This is a genomic window from Phycicoccus sp. Soil803 (genome assembly GCF_001429685.1).
Lineage (GTDB): Bacteria > Actinomycetota > Actinomycetes > Actinomycetales > Dermatophilaceae > Pedococcus.
In genome coordinates this window covers 1,199,604-1,220,709 of sequence record NZ_LMST01000001.1, presented here as the reverse complement: position 1 = coordinate 1,220,709, position 21,106 = coordinate 1,199,604, and the positions used below count along the sequence as shown (strand labels likewise).

Annotated in this window: 18 protein-coding genes; 13 read left to right on the top strand and 5 right to left on the bottom strand. The window is 72.5% G+C overall.

The genetic code is table 11. The annotated features are described in order from the left end of the window. Positions 1 to 5 precede the first annotated feature (5 nt). Complete coding sequence (gene kynA / locus ASG95_RS05690) at positions 6 to 860, bottom strand: tryptophan 2,3-dioxygenase (RefSeq protein WP_057376849.1); 855 nt, start codon at positions 858 to 860, stop codon at positions 6 to 8. Between the two features lie 204 nt (positions 861 to 1,064). On the opposite strand from kynA, the gene ASG95_RS05685 reads away from it, so the two are divergent. Next, entirely contained in the window at positions 1,065 to 2,858 is a 1,794-nt protein-coding gene (locus ASG95_RS05685) for a biotin carboxylase N-terminal domain-containing protein (protein WP_057376848.1), read from the top strand. A 2-nt stretch (positions 2,859 to 2,860) separates the two neighbouring features. Here the strand turns inward: ASG95_RS05685 and ASG95_RS05680 are convergent, their stop codons facing one another. The 3 genes from ASG95_RS05680 to ASG95_RS05670 all read right to left on the bottom strand — a co-directional run bounded on the left by ASG95_RS05680 (position 2,861) and on the right by ASG95_RS05670 (position 5,876). Further along, positions 2,861 to 3,478, bottom strand: a complete 618-nt coding sequence (locus ASG95_RS05680; RefSeq protein WP_057376847.1) for a hypothetical protein — start codon at positions 3,476 to 3,478, stop codon at positions 2,861 to 2,863. A 185-nt stretch (positions 3,479 to 3,663) separates the two neighbouring features. Then, positions 3,664 to 4,353, bottom strand: coding sequence for an antitoxin (locus ASG95_RS05675; protein WP_057376846.1), 690 nt, complete (start codon positions 4,351 to 4,353; stop codon positions 3,664 to 3,666). A gap of 116 nt (positions 4,354 to 4,469) precedes the next feature. Beyond that, entirely contained in the window at positions 4,470 to 5,876 is a 1,407-nt protein-coding gene (locus ASG95_RS05670; protein ID WP_057376845.1) for an NAD(P)H-quinone dehydrogenase, read from the bottom strand. A 107-nt stretch (positions 5,877 to 5,983) separates the two neighbouring features. On the opposite strand from ASG95_RS05670, the gene ASG95_RS05665 reads away from it, so the two are divergent. Both ASG95_RS05665 and ASG95_RS05660 read left to right on the top strand, forming a co-directional pair. Then, on the top strand, positions 5,984 to 6,835 hold the full coding sequence (locus ASG95_RS05665) for a purine-nucleoside phosphorylase (protein ID WP_057376844.1): 852 nt from the start codon (positions 5,984 to 5,986) through the stop codon (positions 6,833 to 6,835). A 13-nt stretch (positions 6,836 to 6,848) separates the two neighbouring features. Then, positions 6,849 to 8,567 (top strand): phospho-sugar mutase, encoded by a 1,719-nt coding sequence (locus ASG95_RS05660; protein WP_082592357.1) that lies wholly within the window; start codon positions 6,849 to 6,851, stop codon positions 8,565 to 8,567. Positions 8,568 to 8,600: 33 nt separating this feature from the next. Here ASG95_RS05660 and ASG95_RS05655 read toward each other — a convergent pair whose 3' ends face one another. Then, complete coding sequence (locus ASG95_RS05655) at positions 8,601 to 9,071, bottom strand: hypothetical protein (RefSeq protein WP_157581752.1); 471 nt, start codon at positions 9,069 to 9,071, stop codon at positions 8,601 to 8,603. Positions 9,072 to 9,240: 169 nt separating this feature from the next. On the opposite strand from ASG95_RS05655, the gene ASG95_RS05650 reads away from it, so the two are divergent. The 10 genes from ASG95_RS05650 (at position 9,241) to ASG95_RS05600 (ending at position 21,094) form a co-directional block, all read left to right on the top strand. Next, entirely contained in the window at positions 9,241 to 9,618 is a 378-nt protein-coding gene (locus ASG95_RS05650; protein ID WP_057376842.1) for a response regulator transcription factor, read from the top strand. A gap of 1,772 nt (positions 9,619 to 11,390) precedes the next feature. Continuing rightward, on the top strand, positions 11,391 to 12,407 hold the full coding sequence (gene deoC / locus ASG95_RS05640; RefSeq protein ID WP_056922921.1) for a deoxyribose-phosphate aldolase: 1,017 nt from the start codon (positions 11,391 to 11,393) through the stop codon (positions 12,405 to 12,407). Positions 12,408 to 12,473: 66 nt separating this feature from the next. Further along, complete coding sequence (locus ASG95_RS05635) at positions 12,474 to 13,922, top strand: aldehyde dehydrogenase family protein (RefSeq protein WP_056922922.1); 1,449 nt, start codon at positions 12,474 to 12,476, stop codon at positions 13,920 to 13,922. Continuing rightward, positions 13,919 to 14,839, top strand: a complete 921-nt coding sequence (locus ASG95_RS05630; protein ID WP_200961293.1) for an aldehyde dehydrogenase family protein — start codon at positions 13,919 to 13,921, stop codon at positions 14,837 to 14,839. The genes ASG95_RS05635 and ASG95_RS05630 overlap by 4 nt, the downstream gene beginning before the upstream one ends. Positions 14,840 to 14,928: 89 nt before the next feature. After that, positions 14,929 to 15,537 (top strand): uridine kinase, encoded by a 609-nt coding sequence (locus tag ASG95_RS05625; protein ID WP_056922923.1) that lies wholly within the window; start codon positions 14,929 to 14,931, stop codon positions 15,535 to 15,537. A gap of 143 nt (positions 15,538 to 15,680) precedes the next feature. After that, positions 15,681 to 16,850, top strand: coding sequence for a hypothetical protein (locus tag ASG95_RS05620; RefSeq protein WP_157581751.1), 1,170 nt, complete (start codon positions 15,681 to 15,683; stop codon positions 16,848 to 16,850). Next, positions 16,847 to 17,491 carry a DUF4129 domain-containing protein gene (locus tag ASG95_RS05615; RefSeq protein WP_157581750.1) on the top strand — a complete coding sequence of 215 codons (645 nt, stop codon included), beginning with the start codon at positions 16,847 to 16,849 and terminating at the stop codon, positions 17,489 to 17,491. Before ASG95_RS05620 ends, ASG95_RS05615 begins: the two co-directional genes overlap by 4 nt. Continuing rightward, entirely contained in the window at positions 17,488 to 18,741 is a 1,254-nt protein-coding gene (locus ASG95_RS21190; RefSeq protein ID WP_057376839.1) for a DUF4350 domain-containing protein, read from the top strand. Before ASG95_RS05615 ends, ASG95_RS21190 begins: the two co-directional genes overlap by 4 nt. Beyond that, on the top strand, positions 18,738 to 19,802 hold the full coding sequence (locus ASG95_RS05605) for a MoxR family ATPase (RefSeq protein ID WP_057376838.1): 1,065 nt from the start codon (positions 18,738 to 18,740) through the stop codon (positions 19,800 to 19,802). Before ASG95_RS21190 ends, ASG95_RS05605 begins: the two co-directional genes overlap by 4 nt. Then, positions 19,802 to 21,094, top strand: a complete 1,293-nt coding sequence (locus tag ASG95_RS05600) for a DUF58 domain-containing protein (protein ID WP_057376837.1) — start codon at positions 19,802 to 19,804, stop codon at positions 21,092 to 21,094. The genes ASG95_RS05605 and ASG95_RS05600 overlap by 1 nt, the downstream gene beginning before the upstream one ends. The last annotated feature ends 12 nt before the right edge of the window (positions 21,095 to 21,106 follow it).

Below are 21,106 nucleotides of genomic sequence, written 5' to 3'. Positions count from 1 at the left end.
GCGCGTCAGACGCGGGTGCGCACCGTGTAGAGCTCGGGGAAGAAGGTCAGGTCGAGGGCGCGGCGCAGGAAGTCGACGCCGGACGAGCCGCCGGTCCCCTTCTTGTGGCCGATCGTGCGGGTGACGACCTGCAGGTGGCGGAACCGCCACTGCTGGAAGTTGTCCTCGAGGTCGACGAGCTCCTCACAGGTCTCGTAGACGCCCCAGTGCTCGGTCGGGCGGGCGTAGACGGCGGCGAAGGTGTCGACCAGGGCGTCGTTCTCCCCGTACGGCTGGGTGACGTCACGCTCGAGCAGCTCGGCCGGGATGGCGTAGCCGCGGCGGGCGAGGTAGCGCAGGAACTCGTCGTAGAGGCTGGGCTCACCGAGCAGCTCCGCGAGCATCGAGCGCGCGGCCTCGTCGTGCTCGAAGACCTTGACCATGTCGGCGTTCTTGTTGCCGAGCAGGAACTCCACGGCGCGGTACTGCCACGACTGGAACCCCGAGCTGGTCGCCAGGAACGGGCGGATCTCGGCGTACTCGCTCGGCGTGAGGGTCGCCAGCACCGACCACTGGTCGGTGAGGATCTCCTGGATCCGCTTGACCCGCGCCAGCCGCTTGAGCGCCGGGGCCAGCTCGTCGGCCCTGAGCAGCGCGCGGGCCGACCGAAGCTCGTGCAGCATCAGCTTGAGCCAGAGCTCGGAGGTCTGGTGCTGGATGATGAACAGCAGCTCGTCGTGCTGCTCGGGCTGGCTGCGTGGGTGCTGTGCCGACAGGAGCTGGTCCAGCCCCAGGTAGTCGCCGTAGGACATCGCCGCGGAGAAGTCCCGCTGCACGCCCTCTTCGATCTCACGCACCGACCGCGCATCGTCACTGCTCATGCCGCCACCCTAGGGCCGCCCCCCGCGTCACATCTTTATCGGGTCTAGGGACAAGGTTGACCTTCACACGACTTCGCTTCCGGTGTGAGGGTCAACGTTCCTGCTAGACCCGATAAAGCTGGGTCTGGTGGGGTGCGCAGGTGTCAGCCAGGCCACACCGGCTGGGTGGGGGTGACGTCACGGAAACGGGCTAGGCTCCGGCGCATGGCGCCCATCTCCGAGACGACGACGAAGCCGATCTCCAAGGTCCTCATTGCCAACCGCGGCGAGATCGCCGTCCGCATCGCGCGCGCGTGCGCCGACAGCGGCATCGGCTCCGTTGCCGTGTATGCCGATCCGGACCGGGACGCGCTGCACGTCAAGGTCGCCGACGAGGCCTACGCGCTCGGTGGCGCGACCCCCGGCGACTCCTACCTCGTGCAGGAGAAGCTGCTCGAGGTCGCCCGCAAGTCCGGGGCCGACGCGGTCCACCCCGGCTACGGCTTCCTCGCCGAGAACGCCTCCTTCGCCCAGGCCGTGATGGACGCCGGGCTGAGGTGGATCGGCCCCTCCCCCGAGGCCATCGACTCCCTCGGCGACAAGGTCAAGGCCCGCCACATCGCCGCCCGCGCGAACGCCCCCCTGGTGCCCGGCACCGCCGACCCGGTCGCCGACGCCGACGAGGTCGTCGCGTTCGCCAAGGAGCACGGACTGCCGGTCGCGATCAAGGCGGCCTTCGGTGGCGGCGGTCGCGGCCTCAAGGTCGCGCGCACCATCGAGGAGATCCCCGAGCTGTTCGACTCGGCCACCCGCGAGGCCGTCGCCGCGTTCGGTCGTGGCGAGTGCTTCGTCGAGCGCTACCTCGACCAGCCCCGCCACGTCGAGACCCAGTGCCTGGCCGACACCCACGGCAACGTCGTCGTCGTCTCCACCCGGGACTGCTCGCTGCAGCGTCGCCACCAGAAGCTCGTCGAGGAGGCCCCGGCGCCGTTCCTGTCCGACGAGCAGAACGCCGAGCTGCGCCGTGCCTCCAAGGCCATCCTCACCGAGGCCGGCTACACCGGCGCCGGCACCTGCGAGTTCCTCGTCGGCCAGGACGGCACCATCTCCTTCCTCGAGGTCAACACCCGCCTCCAGGTCGAGCACCCGGTGACCGAGGAGGTCACCGGCATCGACCTGGTCCGCGAGCAGTTCCGCATCGCCAACGGTGAGCCGCTCGGCTACGACGACCCCGCCCCGATCGGCCACTCCTTCGAGTTCCGGATCAACGGCGAGGACGCGGGCCGCGGCTTCCTCCCGGCCCCCGGCGTCGTCGCCGTGTTCGAGCCGCCGTCCGGCCCGGGCGTGCGCCTCGACTCCGGCGTCGTCGCCGGCGACGTCATCGGTGGCGCGTTCGACTCGATGCTGGCCAAGCTGATCGTCACCGGCCACGACCGCCACCAGGCGCTCGAACGGTCCCGCCGCGCGCTCGCGGAGTTCGTCGTCGACGGCATGCCGACCGTCCTGCCGTTCCACCGCGTCATCGTGTCCGACCCCGCGTTCGCCCCCGAGGGCGACAAGCCGTTCACGGTGCACACCCGCTGGATCGAGACCGAGTTCGACAACCAGATCCCGCCCTACTCCGGGGTCGTGGCGGAGGCCCCCGAGGAGACCGGCGAGCGCCAGAGCGTGGTCGTCGAGGTCGGCGGCAAGCGCCTCGAGGTGGTGCTCCCCGGCGGGCTCTCCCTCGGCGGTGGCTCCAGCGCCGCGAAGAAGAAGGCGCCCCGACGCTCCGGCGGCTCCAAGGCCGGTGCCGCCGCCTCGGGCGACTCCCTCACTGCGCCCATGCAGGGCACCATCGTCAAGATCGCCGTCGAGGAGGGCCAGGAGGTCGCCGCCGGTGAGCTGGTGGTCGTCCTCGAGGCGATGAAGATGGAGCAGCCGATCAACGCCCACAAGGCCGGCACCATCACCGGACTCGTCGCCGAGGTCGGCCAGACCGTGACCAACGGCGCCGTCATCGCCGAGATCAAGGACTGACGTCAGCCGAGGAACTCGAGGACGTCCTCGCAGAAGTCCCGCTCACCGAAGGTGCGCGTGCCGTGGTCCCTGGTGATCGTCTCGCTGAGGACGGTGTCGTCCTCCGGATCCTCGGGGTCGCCGAGGTCGATGACCAAGGTGCCCGCAACGGTGCCTGCGTCGAGGCCGACCAGCTTGCCGTCGCTCCCGAACAGCTTGGACGAGAACCGGTCCATGAACTCGACCGTCAAGGTGCCGTCGGGGTTCAGGGTCAGCGTCTGGTCACGACCGCTGAAGGAATCCACGGACCGGAACGAGGCCCCGGTCTCCACGTTGGTGTAGGTGTCCTCCACCGAGACGTGGAACGAGAAGTACTCCAGCTCCCCACCTCCCCGGGCGATGCCCGTCTCGGTGACGACGCCCCTGCCCTCCCAGCGGACGAGGAAGGGAACGTCCGGGCAGAACCCGGGGCCGTGCTCCTCCTGCTCGATGTGGCTGTCCTTGAAGGTCTCGTGAGACCGGAAGACCACGTTGCCGGAGGCTGCTGCGACCGGCGCGAGCGCGACGGTCATGACCCCTGCACACAGTGCGGCGAGCAGGGGACGGACGCCGGTGTGGATGGACGTGATGGTGTGGAACATGGGACCTCCCAGGTGCGGCTGGTGTGTGTGATCCCTGCTGACCCCATCGTGGCAACGACCCGGGTCGCCGCCCACCGGCAAAGTGCCTACGTCGCCGGGCGGCCCTGCTCACGACCTCGCCCACGACGGCGGCGCCGCCTCCCAGCCGGGAGACCGCGCCGCTGTCGTATGCCGTGTGCCTGGCCTCAGCGACCGAACGGCGGGAGCTCCTTGGTGCCTTCCTCGCCGGTGTCCGGACCCGGCTCGGGGACGGTGCTGGATCCCGGCTCGTCGGTCGGGATCTGTGCCGGGCCGCCGGTGTCCTCGCCGGACTCCGCGTCGGGGCGCAGGGCCGGGTCGAGCGGGCCGCCGGGCTGTCCGGGTTGCTGCGGCTCACCCGGGATGAGCGGCCCGTCGGAGGAGCCCGGCTGGGGGTCACCGGTGGACGGAGACGGGTTCGGGGCCGGCGTGGTGGGCGCCGGCTCGTCCCAGCTCGGGCGGTCGGGGGCCGGCTCGGACGGCACGGGGTCACCGGGCGCGGGGAACGGCTCGGGGGTGGGCGCGGGCCCGGGTTCCGGTGACGGCAGCGGCTCAGGGGCGGGCGCCGGAGCTGGCTCAGGAGCGGGCGCCGGAGCCGGCTCAGGAGCGGGCGCTGGAGCCGGCTCGGGTGCGGGTGAGGGGGCAGGCTCGGGAGCCGGCTCGGGTGCCGGGGCCGGCTGCTCCTCGGGCAGGCCCAGCTTGTCGCGCAAGGCATCGCTGCCCTGGTCGATCTGGTCCGAGTACTTGCCCCCGGTCTGCTTGTCGATCACGTCCTCGACCTTGTCGAGAGCCGAGTCCGCTTGCTGCGGGTTGCCCTTGACGTAGTTCTTCACCTTGTCCAGCCAGGAGCCAGCCATTGATTCGCCCTTCCTAGGGAGCCGTCTCGGAAGTCTCCGAGTCCGCGCGCCACAGCACGCTCAGTGGGGACATTACCCACCAACCCGGGGGAAATGCCGCCGGAGCGCCCGACTGGTCAGTCGCGCTGGTGGAGCTGGCGGGCGGCCTCGGCCACCGAGCCGGAGAGCGAGGGGTAGACCGTGAAGGTCCCGGCCAGCTGGTCGACGGTGAGCCCGTGCTGCACCGCCAGGGTCACCGGGTAGATCAGCTCGGAGGCCCGCGGCGCCACGACGACGCCGCCGACGACGGTGCCGCCACCCTTGCGGGCGAACAGCTTCACGAACCCGTCGGTGATGCCCTGCATCTTGGCGCGGGGGTTGGTCGAGAGCGGCAGCATCACCGAGGTCGCGTCGACGGTGCCCTCGTCGAGGTCCTTCTGGGAGAACCCGACCGTGGCGATCTCGGGGTCGGTGAAGATGTTGGCCGAGACGGCCCGCAGGTTGAGCGGAGCGACCGCGTCACCGAGGGAGTGCGCCATCGCGATGCGTCCCTGCATGGCGGCCACGGACGCCAGGGGAAGGACGCCGGTGCAGTCGCCCGCGGCATACACACCGCGCACGGAGGTGCGCGAGACCTTGTCGACCACGATGTGGCCGGACTCGCTCACGGCCACCCCGACGTCCTCGAGGCCGATGCCGGAGGTCTGCGGGACGGATCCGACGGCCAGGAGCGCGTGGCTGCCCTCGACCTCGCGACCGTCCACGAGCCGGACCACCACGCCCGACTCCGTGCGCGACACCGAGGCCATCCGCGAGCGCCCGAGCACGTCCATGCCGCGCTTGCGGAAGACGTCCTCGATCACGGTGGCGGCGTCGGCGTCCTCGCCGGGGAGCACCCGGTCCCGCGACGACACGAGCGTCACGCGCGAGCCGAGACCGAGGTAGGCCTGCGCGAGCTCGGCACCGGTGACACCAGAGCCGACGACGACCAGGTGCTCGGGGAGCTCGGCGAGGGAGTAGATCTGCTGCCAGGTGAGGATCCGCTCGCCGTCGGGCTGGGCAGAGGGCACGACCCGGGGCGTGGCGCCGGTGGCGACGAGGACGACGTCAGCGCTGAGGGTCTGGGTCGTCCCGTCGGCGAGAGTGGCCTCGACCGACCCCGCCTCGAGCAGCCGACCCGTGCCGGCCAGCACCTGCACGCCGTCGGCTGCGAGCCGGGCGCCGATGTCGCGGGACTGCGCAGCAGCGAGGGCCAGGATGCGGCGGTTCACCGCGGTGAGTTCGGCGACCGAGTCGGAGACCTCGTCGCCCTCGTGGTCCTCGAGGTGCACGCCGAGGTCGGAGGCGGTCTCGAACTGGCTCATGAAGTCGGCCGTCGAGATCAGCGTCTTGGACGGCACGCAGTCGGTGAGCACCGCTGCGCCACCGACGCCGTCACGGTCGACGACCGTCACGCGGGCACCCAGGTGGGCCGCCACGAGGGCGGCCTCGTAGCCCCCGGGACCACCGCCGAGGATCACCACTGAGGACTGGGGCGCGTTCACGCGACCATCCAACCACCCCGGCAGAGGCGAACGGTCTGGCGTCCGTGCCGGAACCCGTCCACTCCGTCGCCGTCGCCGCCCGGTCCGGGCCTCGGTAGTCTTCGGGAGTGAGCGAGCAGAGCAGCCCGTCCCCGGGCGTCCCCGACCTGTCCGACCCCGCGGCCGACCCGTTCGAGGTGGCCAAGGCGGCCGCCGCGGTGATCGCCGAGCGCAGCGGCACCGACCGGCACGACGTGGCCCTGGTCCTCGGCTCCGGGTGGGGCCAGACCGGTGACCTCATCGGCGAGACGCTGGCCACGATCGACAACGCGGACGTCCCCGGCTTCGCGAAGGCCGCGGTCGCGGGGCACAGCGGCACGATGCGCTCGGTGGCGATCGCCGACACCGGCCGTCGGGCGCTCGTCTACGGCACCCGCACCCACTTCTACGAGGGCAAGGGCGTTCGAGCCGTCGTGCACGCCGTCCGCACGGCAGCAGCGGCCGGGTGCCGGGCCATCGTGCTCACCAACGGCTGCGGCGGCCTCAACCCCGCGTGGGGTCCCGGCACCCCGGTACTGATCAGCGACCACCTCAACCTCACGGCCGCCTCCCCCATCGAGGGCGCCAACTTCGTCGACCTCACCGACCTGTACTCACCGCGGCTGCGCGACCTGGCCCGTGCGGTCGACCCCAGTCTCGACGAAGGGGTCTACGTGCAGTTCCGTGGCCCCCACTACGAGACCCCCGCCGAGGTGCGGATGGCCAAGGTGCTCGGAGGTGACCTGGTCGGCATGTCGACCACGTTGGAGGCCATCGCGGCCCGCCAGGCCGGGCTCGAGGTCCTGGGCATCTCGCTCGTGACCAACCTCGCCGCGGGGATCAGCGACCAGCCGCTGTCCCACGAGGAGGTCATGGAGACCGGCCAGGCTTCCGCCGAGCGGTGCGGGAAGCTCCTGGCCGCGGTCGTCGCCACCATCTGAGAGGAGCCCAGCCATGACGTATGCCGCGCGGCACGGCCGCGGAGCCGACTCACCTGCGAGCATCGAGGCACGGGCCGCCCAACACGCCCAGGAGCTCATCGACGCCGCCCAGGCGTGGGTGGACGACGACCCCGACCACGAGACCCGGGTCAAGCTCGGCGACCTCCTCGCGCAGGCCAAGACCGGCGACCAGGCTGCCCTCGACGACCTCGGCGACCGGTTCTCCGGGATGCTCGAGTTCGGCACCGCAGGGCTCCGCGGCGCCATCGGCGCCGGTCCCAACCGGATGAACCGCTCCGTCGTGATCCGCGCGGCCGCCGGCCTCACGGCATACCTGCAGGCGAGCAAGCCCGAGCCGTTCGTGGTGGTGGGCTTCGACGCGCGCCGCAACTCCGACGTGTTCGCCCGGGACACCGCCGCGGTCGTCGTGGGCGCTGGCGGTCGCGCGGCGATCCTGCCGTCACCATTGCCGACTCCCGTGCTGGCGTACGCGATCCGCTACCTCGGCGCCGACGCGGGCGTGATGGTGACGGCGAGCCACAACCCGCCCGAGGACAACGGCTACAAGGTCTACCTCGGCGACGGCTCGCAGATCGTGCCGCCCTCCGACGCCGACATCGCGACCCAGATCGCGCGGGTCGCCGCCGTGGCTGACGTGCCACTCGCCGACGACGGCTGGGAGACGCTGGGCGACGACGTGCTCGAGGCGTACCTCGACGACGCCGTCACCGTCGTGGCGAAGGACACCCCCCGCGAGGTCACCGTGGTCCACACCGCCCTGCACGGGGTCGGCTCCGAGACCGTGGCCAAGGCCTTCGTCCGGGCCGGGTACGCCGCGCCGATCCCGGTTGAGAGCCAGGCCCAGCCCGACCCGGCGTTCCCGACGGTGCACTTCCCCAACCCCGAGGAGCCGGGGGCCATGGATGCGGCCCTCGAGCTGGCCGAGCAGACCGGACCCGACGTGGTCATCGCCAACGACCCCGATGCCGACCGCTGCGCCGTCGCGGTGCCCGGCCCCGGTGGGTGGCGGATGCTCCGCGGCGACGAGGTGGGTGCCCTGTTGGGCGCGCACATCCTCGCCCGCGGCGTGGGCAACGGTGACGTCTTCGCCAACTCGATCGTGTCGTCCCGCTTGCTGGCGGCGATGGCGAAGGCCGCCGGCGTCCCGCACGAGGAGACGCTGACCGGCTTCAAGTGGATCTCGCGCGTGAAGGGTCTGCGGTACGGGTACGAGGAGGCGCTGGGCTACTGCGTCGACCCACCGCACGTGCGCGACAAGGACGGCGTCAGCGCCGCCCTGGTGGTGGCGGAGATGACGGCCAGCCTGAAGGCCGAGGGACGTTCACTCACCGACCTGCTCGACGACCTCGCCGTCGAACACGGTGTGCACGCGACCGACGCGCTGTCCGTGCGGGTGGCCGACCTGGCGCTGATCGGGAAGGTGATGGCGCGACTTCGCCAGGACCCGCCCCAGGACGTGGCCGGCACCGCTGTCGTGCGCACCGACGACCTGGCCGAGGGAAGCGAGGCACTGCCGCCCACCGACGGGCTGCGCTACTTCCTCGCCGACGACTCGCGGATCATCGTGCGACCGTCCGGCACCGAGCCCAAGCTCAAGGTCTACCTCGAGGTGATCGAGCCGGTCTCCTCCGACCTGAAGACGGCGCGGCAGACCGCCGCCACGAGGTTGGCCGGCATCCGCGCCGCCATGGAAGGCCTCGTCCAGGTCTGAGGTGCGTCCTCGTCCGTCGTCCCTCGTACCGGCCTACTTCTTCCAGAAGCGCTTCTTGGTGGTCGGGGTCTCGGTCTCCACGGGAACCTCGCTCGGGGAGCTGGACCTGCCCTCGAAGTCCTGTGGCGCGCCCTCGACGGCGATCAGCTGCAGGCTGAGGTAGTAGCCGGAGTCCTGGTCCCCGGTGGCGGCCTCGAACTCGACGTGGCCGTCCTCCACGAGGAAGTTGAACACGTCGAGACCGTCCAGGCGCAGCTCGGTGATCCACACCGCTTCGAGGAAGCTGGCCACCTGACGCTCCGGGGTGCCCGGCCGGAACCGGACCATGGCGATCAGCAGGCGCTCGGGGTCGTCCGTCGCCTCGACCTCGACCTCGGCGAACATGACGCTGGACACCAGTCGTCGCCGGAGCTTGGCGGCGGCGTCAGCGGTCTGTGCGCCGGAGGCCGGCGGCAGGTTGACCGTCATCGCCTCCCTGAGTTGCACGAATTCGACGCGGTCCATGCGGGTGAGACTGTCCCACGCGAGTCGAATCGGCAATCCGGGCCTGCGTCGTGAGGCTGGGCCCCACCCGCGCGTGGGCTCGTCGTCAGAGTCTTCGCGCCGTAGGGTGCGGGTGAAGCGTGCGGCAGATCACCCGCCGCCGCGACGGTCCGCTCAGGAGGGATCCCCGATGAAGGTTCTCGTGGTCGAGGACGACCTCGACATCCAGGACCTCGTGGTCGCCCTGCTGAGTCGGGCCGGTTACGACGTCGTCGTCCGGGACAACGGCGACGCCGGACTGGCCGCCGCGACGACTCACGTACCTGACCTGGTGGTCCTCGACTGGATGATGCCGGGCCTGAGCGGGGTCGAGGTGTGCCGGGCCATCCGGGCCGACCCTCGGACCAAGGGCGTCGCGGTCCTGATGCTCACGTCCAAGGCCCAGGAGGGCGACATCGACCAGGCCTTCACCGCCGGAGCCGATGACTACATGGTCAAGCCGTTTCGGGGGCGCGAGCTGGTCAGTCGTGTCCAGTCCCTGACCGTCAAGGGCGCCAGGTCGCAGTAGTCGCTGCCGCTGCAGTCGGCCGGCGGTCTGCTGGTCTGCCGTTCTGCTGGTCTGCCGTTCTGCTGGTCTGCCGTTCTGCTGGTCTGCGGGCGGGCATGCCTGGGGGCCCGCCGGATCTGGCGGGCTGTGGGGCGGGGTCATGGTCGCCAGGGCGGGGTGGGTGGTGGCCCCGGGGCGGTGGTTTCGAGCTGGTCCCACACGTCGTAGGTCCTGATGGCAGGAGGGTCTGGGGCTGCGGCTGCCCGCTCGCCGGCTGTGGTGTGGCGGTGGGTGAGCCAGTGGTCGTAGGCGCCGGGGGTCAGGTCCCAGTGCACCCCGTCGTGGGTGAGCTGGGCGTGGTAGCCGTGCTTGTGGACGATGGTGTGGTGTCGCCCGCAGAGNGGTGTGCGTCGCACCAGGTCGCGGGGACCGAACAGTCGGGGAAGGTGCAGCCGCGGTCGCGTAGCCACAAGGCCCGGGCCTGGGCGGTGAAGAGCCGGAACCGTCGGCCGAGGTCCAGGACCTGCCCGGCCTTGCTGAGCACGACCGGGAGGATCCCGGCGTCGCGGGCGATCTTGCGGGCGGTCTGCGGCGGCAGCAGGGTCCCGGCCTCACCGGACCCGACCACGGTGGCGGCGTGGGTGCGGCCGGTCAGGTCCTCGAGGGTGATGGTCACGTACAGCTGCGCCTTGTCGGTGGTGGCGACACCGTCGGCGGACGCGACGCCGCGGCGGACGACCTCGAGCAGGACGTCCATCCGGCGTTGCCCGGACGGGCGCCGGTCTGGCTCCCCCTGCGCGGGGCGGGGCGCGGACAAGCCTTGGACGGCGGCCTCGATCACGGTCTTGGCTTCGGTGTCGACGACCATCGTGTACTCGAACAGCCCGGTCCCGTCGGCGAACGGCTGCGACAACGACCGCCGCTCACCCGCCCGGTCGTGCTCGGCCTGCAGCTCCCCGGCCGCGCCGTGCTTGGCGACCAGCCGTTCCCGCAGCCCGCGGACGTCCTTGGGCCGGCCCCACGACGCGACGTCGACCAGCCCGTCCAGGACCGGGCCGTGCGCCCCGGGGGCCAGCCGCGGGGCGAGCCGGTCGAACTCGTCTGCCACCACGACCGCGGTCACCAGCGGCACCCGCGCCTCACGCACCGCCGCCACGAGGGCGGCATACCGGTCGTCGGTGGCGGCTTCGGCGACCCGGACGACCCGCGCGGACCCGCCCGCCCGCAGGGCCGGGCAGTGGTCCAGCAGCCACGCGGACCCGCCGGACCGGCCCGCCCCGGTCTCACCCCGGTCGGTGGCCTCGCGGAGCACGTCCACCCGGGCCGCGTCGGCCCGCACCGCGAGCTGGTCGAGCAGCCCCGCGAACTCGCCCAGCCCGGCACCGTCGGCGGACCACAGCTCGGCGTCGATCCCGGTCAGCGCGGCGCAGGCGTCCTGGACAGCCGTGCGGCGCTGTTCGAATGTCATCCCCCGATCCATGCCACCGAACCTACCGGCCGGGTCTGACAACCCACCGGCTACGAAACCTGTTGGTACACAACCCGATTCGCACGCCGAGACGGCCACCAGATCCGGCGCCGATTCGGAGGCGCGCTGTCCACAGGGCGAGGCGCGCGACTCCGATGTCCACAGGATCCGGCCCGGCCGACTGAGCAGGCCGGCCCGGCCGACTGAGCAGGCCAGCCCGGCCGACTGAGCAGGCCAGCCCGCCCGACTGAGGACGCCGAAGCCCCTCCGACCAGGGGAACATCCGGGGACTCCCCCCACCCGGGCACACGGATAGGATTGGTCGGTGAGCACCCCCACAGCTGCGGCCCCCTCCGTCGACGCGACGGCCAGGGCGCGCGATCTCCTCGGCGTCTCCCGCCTCACCAACGCGGCCCTCACCAGCTGGTTGCACGGGCTCCCGGGCGTCGACCAAGTCGGCTGCGAGGCGCGTGCTGCCGGGCTGGGCACGCGGTCGATCAAGACGACCTCGAAGGCGTGGGGCATCGACCTGGCGATCTCGATGATCGACCTCACGACGCTCGAGGGCGCCGACACCCCCGGCAAGGTGCGCGGCCTGTGCGCGAAGGCGATCACTCCGGACCCCACCGACCTGGCCACTCCTCGACCCGCCGCGATCTGCGTCTACGGCGACATGGTCCCCACCGCCAAGGAGGCCCTGGGGCAGAGCGGCGTCAAGGTCGCTGCCGTGGCCACCGCCTTCCCGAGCGGTCGGGCACTCATGCCGGTCAAGCTGGCCGACACCCGCGACGCCGTGTCGGCCGGGGCCGACGAGATCGACATGGTCATCGACCGTGGTGCGTTCCTCTCCGGCGACTACCTCACGGTGTTCCGCGAGATCGCCGAGGTCGCCGAGGCCTGCGTTCGCACGGACGGCACCCGCGCCCGGCTGAAGGTCATCATGGAGACCGGCGAGCTGGTCACCTACGACAACGTCCGTCGGGCGTCCTGGCTCTCGATGCTGGCGGGCGGCGACTTCATCAAGACCTCCACCGGCAAGGTCTCCCCTGCGGCCACCCTGCCGGTCACGCTGATCATGCTCGAGGCGGTCCGCGACTGGCGCGACCTCACCGGCGAGATGGTGGGCGTCAAGCCGGCCGGTGGCATCCGCACGAGCAAGGACGCGCTCAAGTTCCTCGTCACGGTCAGCGAGATCGCCGGCGACGACTGGCTCGACCCGCACTGGTTCCGGTTCGGCGCCTCCAGCCTGCTCAACGACCTCCTCCTGCAACGCCAGCGGATGGCGATCGGCGCCTACTCCGGCGCCGACTACGTCACCGACGACTCGCCCAGCCTGTACTGACCGTGCGAGCCCCCAGCAGCCCCCCGCAGCCCCCCGCACCCGACGGATCCTGAGGAACCCCAAGCCATGGCCAAGTTCGAGTACGCACCGGCGCCGGAGTCCCGCGCCGTCGTCGACATCAAGCCCTCCTACGGGTTGTTCATCAACGGTGAGTTCACCGAGTCGCAGGGTGGTTCCGCCTTCAAGACGATCAGCCCCGCCACCGAGGAGGTCCTCGCCGAGGTGACCTCGGCCAGCGAGGCAGACGTCGACCGCGCCGTGGCCGCGGCCCGCCGCGCCTACAACGGCGCCTGGGGTCGGATGTCCGGTGCCGACCGCGGCAAGTACCTCTTCCGCATCGCCCGCATCCTCCAGGAGCGCGCCCGCGAGTTCGCCGTCCTGGAGAGCCTCGACAACGGCAAGCCGATCAAGGAGAGCCGCGACGTCGACGTGCCGCTGGCCGCGGCGCACTTCTTCTACCACGCCGGCTGGGCCGACAAGCTCGACTACGCGGGCTTGGGCACCAACCCCCGGCCCCACGGGGTCGTGGGCCAGGTCATCCCCTGGAACTTCCCGATCCTCATGCTGGCCTGGAAGATCGCGCCCGCCCTGGCCACCGGCAACACCGTGGTCATCAAGCCGGCCGAGACCACGCCGCTGACCGCGCTCCTCTTCGCCGAGGTCGTGCAGCAGGCCGACCTACCGCCCGGCGTCGTCAACATCATCACCGGCGCCGGCGCCACGGGACAGGCGATCGTCGACCACCCCGACATCGACAAGCTGGCCTTCACCGGCTCGACCGGCGTCGGCAAGATGATCGCCCGCTCCATCGCCGGCACCCGCAAGAAGGCCACCCTCGAGCTCGGTGGCAAGGCCGCCAACATCGTGTTCGACGACGCACCGCTCGACCAGGCCGTCGAGGGCATCGTCAACGGCATCTTCTTCAACCAGGGCCACGTCTGCTGTGCCGGGTCACGCCTCCTGGTCCAGGAGAACATCGCGGACGACGTCGAGAAGCGGCTCAAGCGCCGCCTCGAGACGCTGCGCGTCGGCGACCCGCTGGACAAGAACACCGACGTGGGAGCGATCAACTCCAAGGCCCAGCTGCAGCGGATCGTCGACCTCACCGCTGCCGGCGAGGCCGAGGGTGCCGAGCGCTGGGACAACGGCTGCGCGCTGCCGAGCAAGGGCTTCTGGTTCCGGCCGACGGTCTTCACCGGCGTCAGCCAGACCCACCGGATCGCGCAGGAGGAGATCTTCGGGCCGGTCCTGTCGGTCCTCACCTTCCGCACCCCGCACGAGGCCGTCGCCAAGGCCAACAACACGCCCTACGGCCTGTCCGCCGGCATCTGGACCGAGAAGGGTTCGCGCATCCTCTGGATGGCCGACCAGCTCCGCGCCGGTGTCGTCTGGGCCAACACCTTCAACAAGTTCGACCCGACCAGCCCCTTCGGTGGCTACAAGGAGTCCGGCTACGGCCGCGAGGGTGGCCGGCACGGCCTGGCCGCCTACGTCACGACGGGAGACAGCAAGTGAGCCCCACCGCCACGCGGTCGACAGGCACTGACGCACGCGTCGACGTGCGCAAGACCTACAAGCTCTACATCGGCGGCAAGTTCCCCCGCTCCGAGTCCGGCCGCTCCTACGAGGTCGTCGACGGCCGCGGCAAGTTCCTCGCGAACGCCGCCCAGGGCTCACGCAAGGACGCCCGCGACGCGGTCGTCGCCGCCCGGGGTGCCTTCGCCGGCTGGGCCGGCGCCACGGCATACAACCGCGGTCAGGTGCTCTATCGCGTGGCCGAGGTGATGGAGGGCCGTCGGGCCCAGTTCGTCGCCGAGGTGCGCGCCAGTGAGGGCGTGGCCGAGCGACGGGCCGAGACGATCGTCTCGCAGGCCATCGACCGCTGGGTCTGGTATGCCGGGTGGACCGACAAGCTCGCGCAGGTCCTGGGTGGGTTGAACCCCGTCGCAGGCCCGTACTTCGACATCTCCGCGCCCGAGCCGACCGGTGTCGTCGCCGTCCTGGCCCCCCAGCGCTCCTCCCTGCTCGGCCTCGTCTCGGTGCTGGCCCCGGTGGTCTGCTCCGGGAACACCGCGGTCGTCCTCACCAGCGAGCTGCGACCGCTGCCGGCCATCACGCTGTCCGAGGCGCTGGCCACCTCCGACGTCCCGGGTGGGGTCATCAACCTCATCACCGGGCGCACCGCCGAGGTGGCCCCGTGGCTGGCGTCGCACCGCGATGTCAACGCCATCGACCTCACCGGTGCCGCCGACGCCGACGGCGTGAGCTGGGGCGACCTCGAGCTGGCCGCCGCGGAGAACCTCAAGCGCGTCGTCCGACCCGCAGGTGAGGGTTCCGGCGCGGTCGAGCCCGACTGGTCGACCACTCCGGACCTCGGCCGGATCACGTCGTTCCTCGAGACCAAGACGGTCTGGCACCCCAAGGGTCGCTGACCCTTGACCCCAGGCACTCCGTCCGTTCGATGTGAACGCGCCGGCAGACTCCGGCGCGTTCACATCGAACCGGCGACGAGAGGGGCGGCATGACCACCACCACCGCCCGGGTGGTCGTCCTGGCCGGTCCCAGCGGCGCCGGGAAGTCCCGGCTGGCGGCCCGGCTCCAGGGCGCGCACGGCTGGCCGATCGTGCGGCTGGACGACTTCTACCGGGACGAGGACGACCCGGCGATGCCGCGCAGCGAGGAGCTCGGCATCGTCGACTGGGACCACCCCGACTCCTGGAACCGGCAGGCCGCGGTCGACGCGCTGAGCACCCTCGTGGCGACGGGGGAGGTCCGGACCCCGGTCTACGACATCTCCCTGAGCCGGGCGGTCGACACCACGACCGTGCGGGCGGACCCCCACGACCTGGTCCTCGCCGAGGGCATCTTCGCGGCCGAGATCATCGCCGACCTGCGCGAGCGCGGCCTGCTCGCGGGCGCCTACTGCGTCCACCACCACCGGGTGGTCACCTTCGTCTGGCGCCTGCTGCGTGACCTGTCCGAGCACCGCAAGCCGCCCTGGACCCTGGTGCGCCGCGGCCTGGCGCTGATGCGCGACGAGCCGCGGGTCGTGGCCCGTCAGGAGTCCCTGGGCGCCGTCTCCGCGCGGGCCAAGGACCTCGAGCCGCTGCTGTCCGCCCTGGCCCGCTGACCCGCCGGCCGGGCGACCACCACGCCCCGGTATGCCGCGTGGCCACCGGCCGTCCGAGCCTCGCCCAATCTCGCGGCTCGGCACCCGGACGACACCTCCGTCGGTTAGGGTTCCAGCACGTCAGCGAGGGGGAGACTACGCACATGACCGACCCACAGTGGGTGGCTCCGGGCACCGGTGGCCCCGCGGAGCCGCAGGGCACCACGCCGGGTGTGCACCCGGCACACCAGGCGGTGCCTACGGCACAGCCCATGACCGCGCCCCAGCCGCCCCCTGGACCAGGGATGGCGACGCACGGGCAGCAGCCGTGGGGCGGGCACCCCGCGATGGAGTTCCGGCCCGGGATCATCCCGCTGCGCCCGCTCAACCTGGGCGACCTCTACGGAGCCGTCATCAAGGCGATCCGGGGCAACGTCGCCGCCACCATGGGACTGGCCTTCGTCACGACGTTGATCTTCCTCGTGCCGACCACCGCGCTCGGTGCCTGGGTGGCCTCGAAGGACTCCCTCGACATAGAGCTCGACCCGTCGTCGGCCTCCGACCCGGTGCCGCTGGCCGGCGCGCTCGGCTCCCTGGTCCCGTCCCTCGGCACGTCGGCCTCCGCCGTCCTGCTGACGGGGTTCGTCGCGTTCGTCATCAGCCAGGCCGTGATGGGGCGCAAGGTCACCGCCGGCCAGACCTGGGAGGGCACCCGAGCTCGGCTGCTGCCGCTCGTGGGGGCCACCCTCGTCACCGGCCTGGCCATCCTGCTGGCCCTCGCCGTCATCCTCGTGCTGCCGGTGATCGCGGTGGTCAGCGCGGCCACCTCCTACGACAACTCGGGGCTCGTCGGGGCGATCCTCTTCGCGGTCCTGGCCGGCCTCGTGGCCGTCCTGCTCGTGCTGTTCCTGTCCACCCGGCTGGCCTTCGTCGGGGTCGCCGTGGTCCTCGAGAAGGTCGGCGTGGGACAGGGTGTCGCGCGGTCGTGGCGACTCACCTCTGGGAGCCAGTTCTGGCGGGTCTTCGGCATCCGGCTGCTCACCAGCTTCATCGTGGGCCTCGCAGCCCAGATCGTCGCCTTCCCGCTGGGCCTGATCGGCGGGGTGGGCGCCGTCGCGACGGGAGACCCGGAGAACCTCTACGTCTTCCAGGCCATCGTGGCGGGCCTTACCGGGCTGCTCACCGGCGCCCTCACCACGCCGTTCACCGCCGGCGTCGACGCCCTGCTCTACGTCGACCAGCGGATCCGCCGGGAAGGTTTCGACGTCCAGCTGATCACCGCAGCCCAGGCTGACGCCGCCGGTCAGGCGCCGGGAGCCACCGCCGCGAGATGACCCCATCCTCCGTGTTCGCCGGGCCACCGCTCGACCCGAGCTCGCCCGAGGCCCGGCAGTGGGTGCTCGACGAGCTGGCCAAAGGGCGGTACACGACCGAGCCCTCGGTCTGGCAGCGGTTCGTCGAGTGGCTGCAGCACCTCCTCACCGGCCAGCCGGGGGCGGGGCTGATCCCCGCCTGGGGCGCCGCCCTCGTCGTGGTGGTGCTCCTCGCCGTCGTCGCGCTCGTGGTGGCCCGCCTGCTCAGGGCCGAGCCGTCGACCCGAGGCGGCCGCGCAGGCAAGGCGGTGCTCGACGACGAAGGGCTCAGCGCCGCCGACTACCGGGCCCGCGCCGCCGCGGCGAGGACCCGGGGCGACTGGGACGCCGTCCTGCTCGACAGCTACCGCGCCCTGGCCGCCTCCGCCGTGGAGCGCACCCTGCTGACCGACCTGCCCGGACGCACCGCCCACGAGGTCGCCCTCGCGCTCGAGCTGGTCTTTCCCGCCCACGCCGAGTCGCTGGCCGCGAGCGCGACGGAGTTCGACGCGGTCCGCTACGGTCACCGGCGCACCACGCAGGCCCGGGCCGTGGCCGCCGCCGACCTCGACACCGCCCTGCTCGCGTCCCGCCCGACCCTCGGCCAGCTGGTCGGCCCGTGACCGACTCCGGCCCCGCCGCCTCCTCGACGGCACCGACGGACGCGGTGACCGACCTGCCGGCCCGCGCCGGCCTCGCCACGCGGGTGCGCCGCCGGGTGGTGTGGGCCCTCGTGGTCGCGATCGGGGTGGCGGCCCTGGCAGCCATGGCCCTGTCCACCAGTGCTCCCGACCAGGTCCTCGACCCTGACGAGGCCGGACCCCAGGGCGGCAGGGTCCTCGTCCAGGTGCTGCGCGACCACGGGGTGGAGGTCGAGGTGGTCCGCTCCGTCGACGAGCTCCTCGACGTCGACCCCGGGGCGGGCACGACGGTGGTCGTGGGCAATCCCGCCTACCTCGGCAGCGACAGCACCGAGCTCCTGGGGGAAGCGACGTCCGAGGCCGACCGGCTCGTCCTGGTCGCGCCGACGGCGGAGCAGCTGGCCACGCTCGACCTGCCCCTCACCTCCAGCGACCTCGGCGCGCAGGTGACGGTCACGGCCGGCTGCCGCTCCATGGTCGCCCGCCCCGACGACACCGCGTCGGTGGTCGACACCCGCTTCGTGCCCGTCAACCGTGGCGGCGGTCCTGCGGCCACGCTCTGCTTCGCCCTGCCCAACCCGCGCGGCGACGACGAGGCCGCCCCTGCCGACTTCGGCTTCGGCGCCGCCCTGGCCACCGTGCCCGCTGGCGCCGAGCACCCCGAGGTCGTCGCCGTGGGGGTCGGCAGTGGCCTCACCAACCGGTTCGTGGGCGAGGAGTCCCATGCCGGTCTGGCCGTCCGGGCGCTGGGCCACTCGCCGCGCCTCGTCTGGTACCAGCCGGGCATCGGCGACCTCGCGAGCGCGGGCGGGGCCGGTCTGTCCGCCTGGCCGGACTGGCTCACCCCGGCGGCGGTCATCCTCGGCACCGCGGTGGTCGTCCTCGCGTTCGTGCGCGGACGCCGGATGGGCGCACTGGTCACCGAGCCGCTGCCGGTCGTCGTCCGCGCGGTCGAGACCACCGAGAGCCGCGGGCGGATCTACCGCCGGGCCCGTGACCGGGGCCGCGCCGCGGCGGTGCTCCGGCTCGGCAGCAACGAGCGGCTCGCGCGACGGCTCGCGCTGCCGCCGCACGCCGTGGAGGCCGTGCAGGCTGCTGCCGCAGCCGCAGCCGGTATGCCGCCCACGCAGGTCGCGGCGCTGCTCGCCGGCCCGCCGCCCACCACCGATGTCGAGCTGCGCACCCTGGCCAATGCCTTGGCCGACCTCGAGGAGAGAGTCCGTACGTCATGACCGACCAGCACGAGTTCCCGACGCCAGCCCACCTCGACGCGCCCGCAGCGGGCGCGGCACCGGCCCCCGCCGTCACTCCCCCGTCGGCGGCGGCCGGTCCCCCCGCAGCCGCCCCGGACGCGCGGGCCGCCCTGCTCGCCGTGCGCGCCGAGGTGGCCAAGGCGGTCGTCGGGCAGGACGCCGCGGTCGCGGGCCTGCTGGTCGCCCTGCTGGCGCAGGGGCACATCCTGCTCGAGGGCGTGCCCGGCGTGGCGAAGACGCTGCTCGTGCGCAGCCTTGCTGCGGCCCTCGACGTCGAGACCAAGCGGGTGCAGTTCACCCCCGACCTGATGCCCGGCGACCTCACCGGCTCACTGGTCTACGACGCCGCGAACAGTGACTTCACCTTCCGCCAGGGCCCGGTCTTCACCAACCTGCTGCTGGCCGACGAGATCAACCGCACACCCCCCAAGACGCAGTCCGCCCTGCTGGAGGCGATGGAGGAGCGCCAGGTCAGCGTCGACGGCCGGGCCCACCCGCTCCCGCAGCCGTTCATGGTCGCCGCCACGCAGAACCCCGTCGAGTACGAAGGCACCTACCCGCTGCCGGAGGCGCAGCTCGACCGGTTCCTGCTCAAGGTCACCCTCCCCCTGCCGCCGCGCGAGGACGAGATCGCGGTCCTGCGTCGGCACGCCACCGGCTTCGACCCGCGCGACCTGCACTCGGCCGGCCTTCGTCCGGTCGCCTCGGTCGCCGACCTCGCCGCCGGCACCGAAGCGGTCCGCACCGTCGAGATCTCCGACGAGGTCACGGCATACATCGTGGACATCGCCCGGGCGACCCGGCACTCCCCGTCGCTCGCCCTCGGGGTGAGCCCCCGTGGTGCCACGGCGCTGATGGCGACGTCTCGCGCGTGGGCCTGGATCAACGGTCGCGGGTTCGTGACCCCCGACGACGTCAAGGCGCTCGCCCACGCCACCCTCGCGCACCGGCTCTCGCTGCGCCCGGAGGCCGAGCTCGAAGGCGTCAGCGTGACCGCCGTCCTCGAGAGCGCGCTCGGAGCGGTGCCGGTCCCGCGCTGATGTCCCTGACCTACCGCGCCGTCGCGCTGGCCCTCCTGGGGCTGGTGCCGGTCGCCGTGTGGCCGGAGGGGGACACGGTGCGGTGGTGGTGGGTCGTCATGGTGGTGCTCATCGGGCTCGACGTCCTGCTCGCGCCCTCGCCGCGCGGGCTGACCCTGACCCGCGAGGGGCCCGGCCAGGTGCGCCTCGGTGAGGCCACCGCCACCTCGGTGCTGGCCACCAACAGCGGCCGGCGCAGGGTGCGCGGGGCGATCCGCGACGCGTGGCCGCCCTCGGCCGGGGCCGAGACCACCCGGCACCCCCTCGACCTCGCCGCTGGCGAGCGCGTGCGGATCACGACCGCCATGCACCCCACCCGCCGCGGCGACCGGGCCGCCCACCGGGTGACGGTCCGCTCGGCCGGGCCGCTCGGGCTGGCAGCGCGACAGCGCTCCTTCGAGGTGCCCGGACGGCTGCGGACCCTGCACCCGTTCCCGGCCCGCAAGCACCTGCCCAGCCGGCTGGCCGTGCTCCGCCAGCTCGACGGCCGGGCGGCGCTGCGCACCCGCGGACAGGGCACCGAGTTCGACAGCCTGCGTGACTACGTCGAGGGCGACGACGTCCGCAGCATCGACTGGCGCGGCACGGCTCGCCGCCAGCACCTCGTCGTGCGCACCTGGCAGCCGGAGCAGCACCGCCGGATCGTCATCGTCGTCGACACCTCGCGCACCTCCGCCGGCCGGGTCGACGACGCCCCGCGACTCGACGCCGCCATGGACGCCGCCCTCCTCCTGACCGCCCTGGCCGGCCACGCCCGCGACCGCGTGCAGGTGCTCGCCGGTGACCGCGTGGTGCAGGCGCGGGTCGCCGGGGCCGACCGGGCCACCCTGCTGCACGACACGATCAGCACGCTCGCTCCGGTGGAGGCCAGGCTGGTCGAGGCCGACTGGGGTCTGCTGGCGACCGAGATCCAGCGGCTCGGCACGCAGCGGGCCCTCGTCGTGCTGCTCACGCCGCTCGAGTCCTCAGCCGTCGAGCAGGGGCTGGTGCCCGTCCTGCCGTCCCTCAGCGCTCACCACCGGGTCGTCGTCGCATCGGTCGCGGACCCGGCCGTCGGACGGATGCGCACGGCCCGCAGCACGGTGGCCGAGGTCTACGACGCGGCCGCCGCCGAGCGGACGACGGCGTTGCGCCGACGCACCGCCGCGGCCCTCGCCAACCTGGGCGTCGACGTGCTCGACGAGCCACCGGAGCTCCTACCGGTCCGGCTCGCCGACCACTACCTCATGCTGAAGCGGCAGGGACTGCTCTGACCCAGGCGGGTC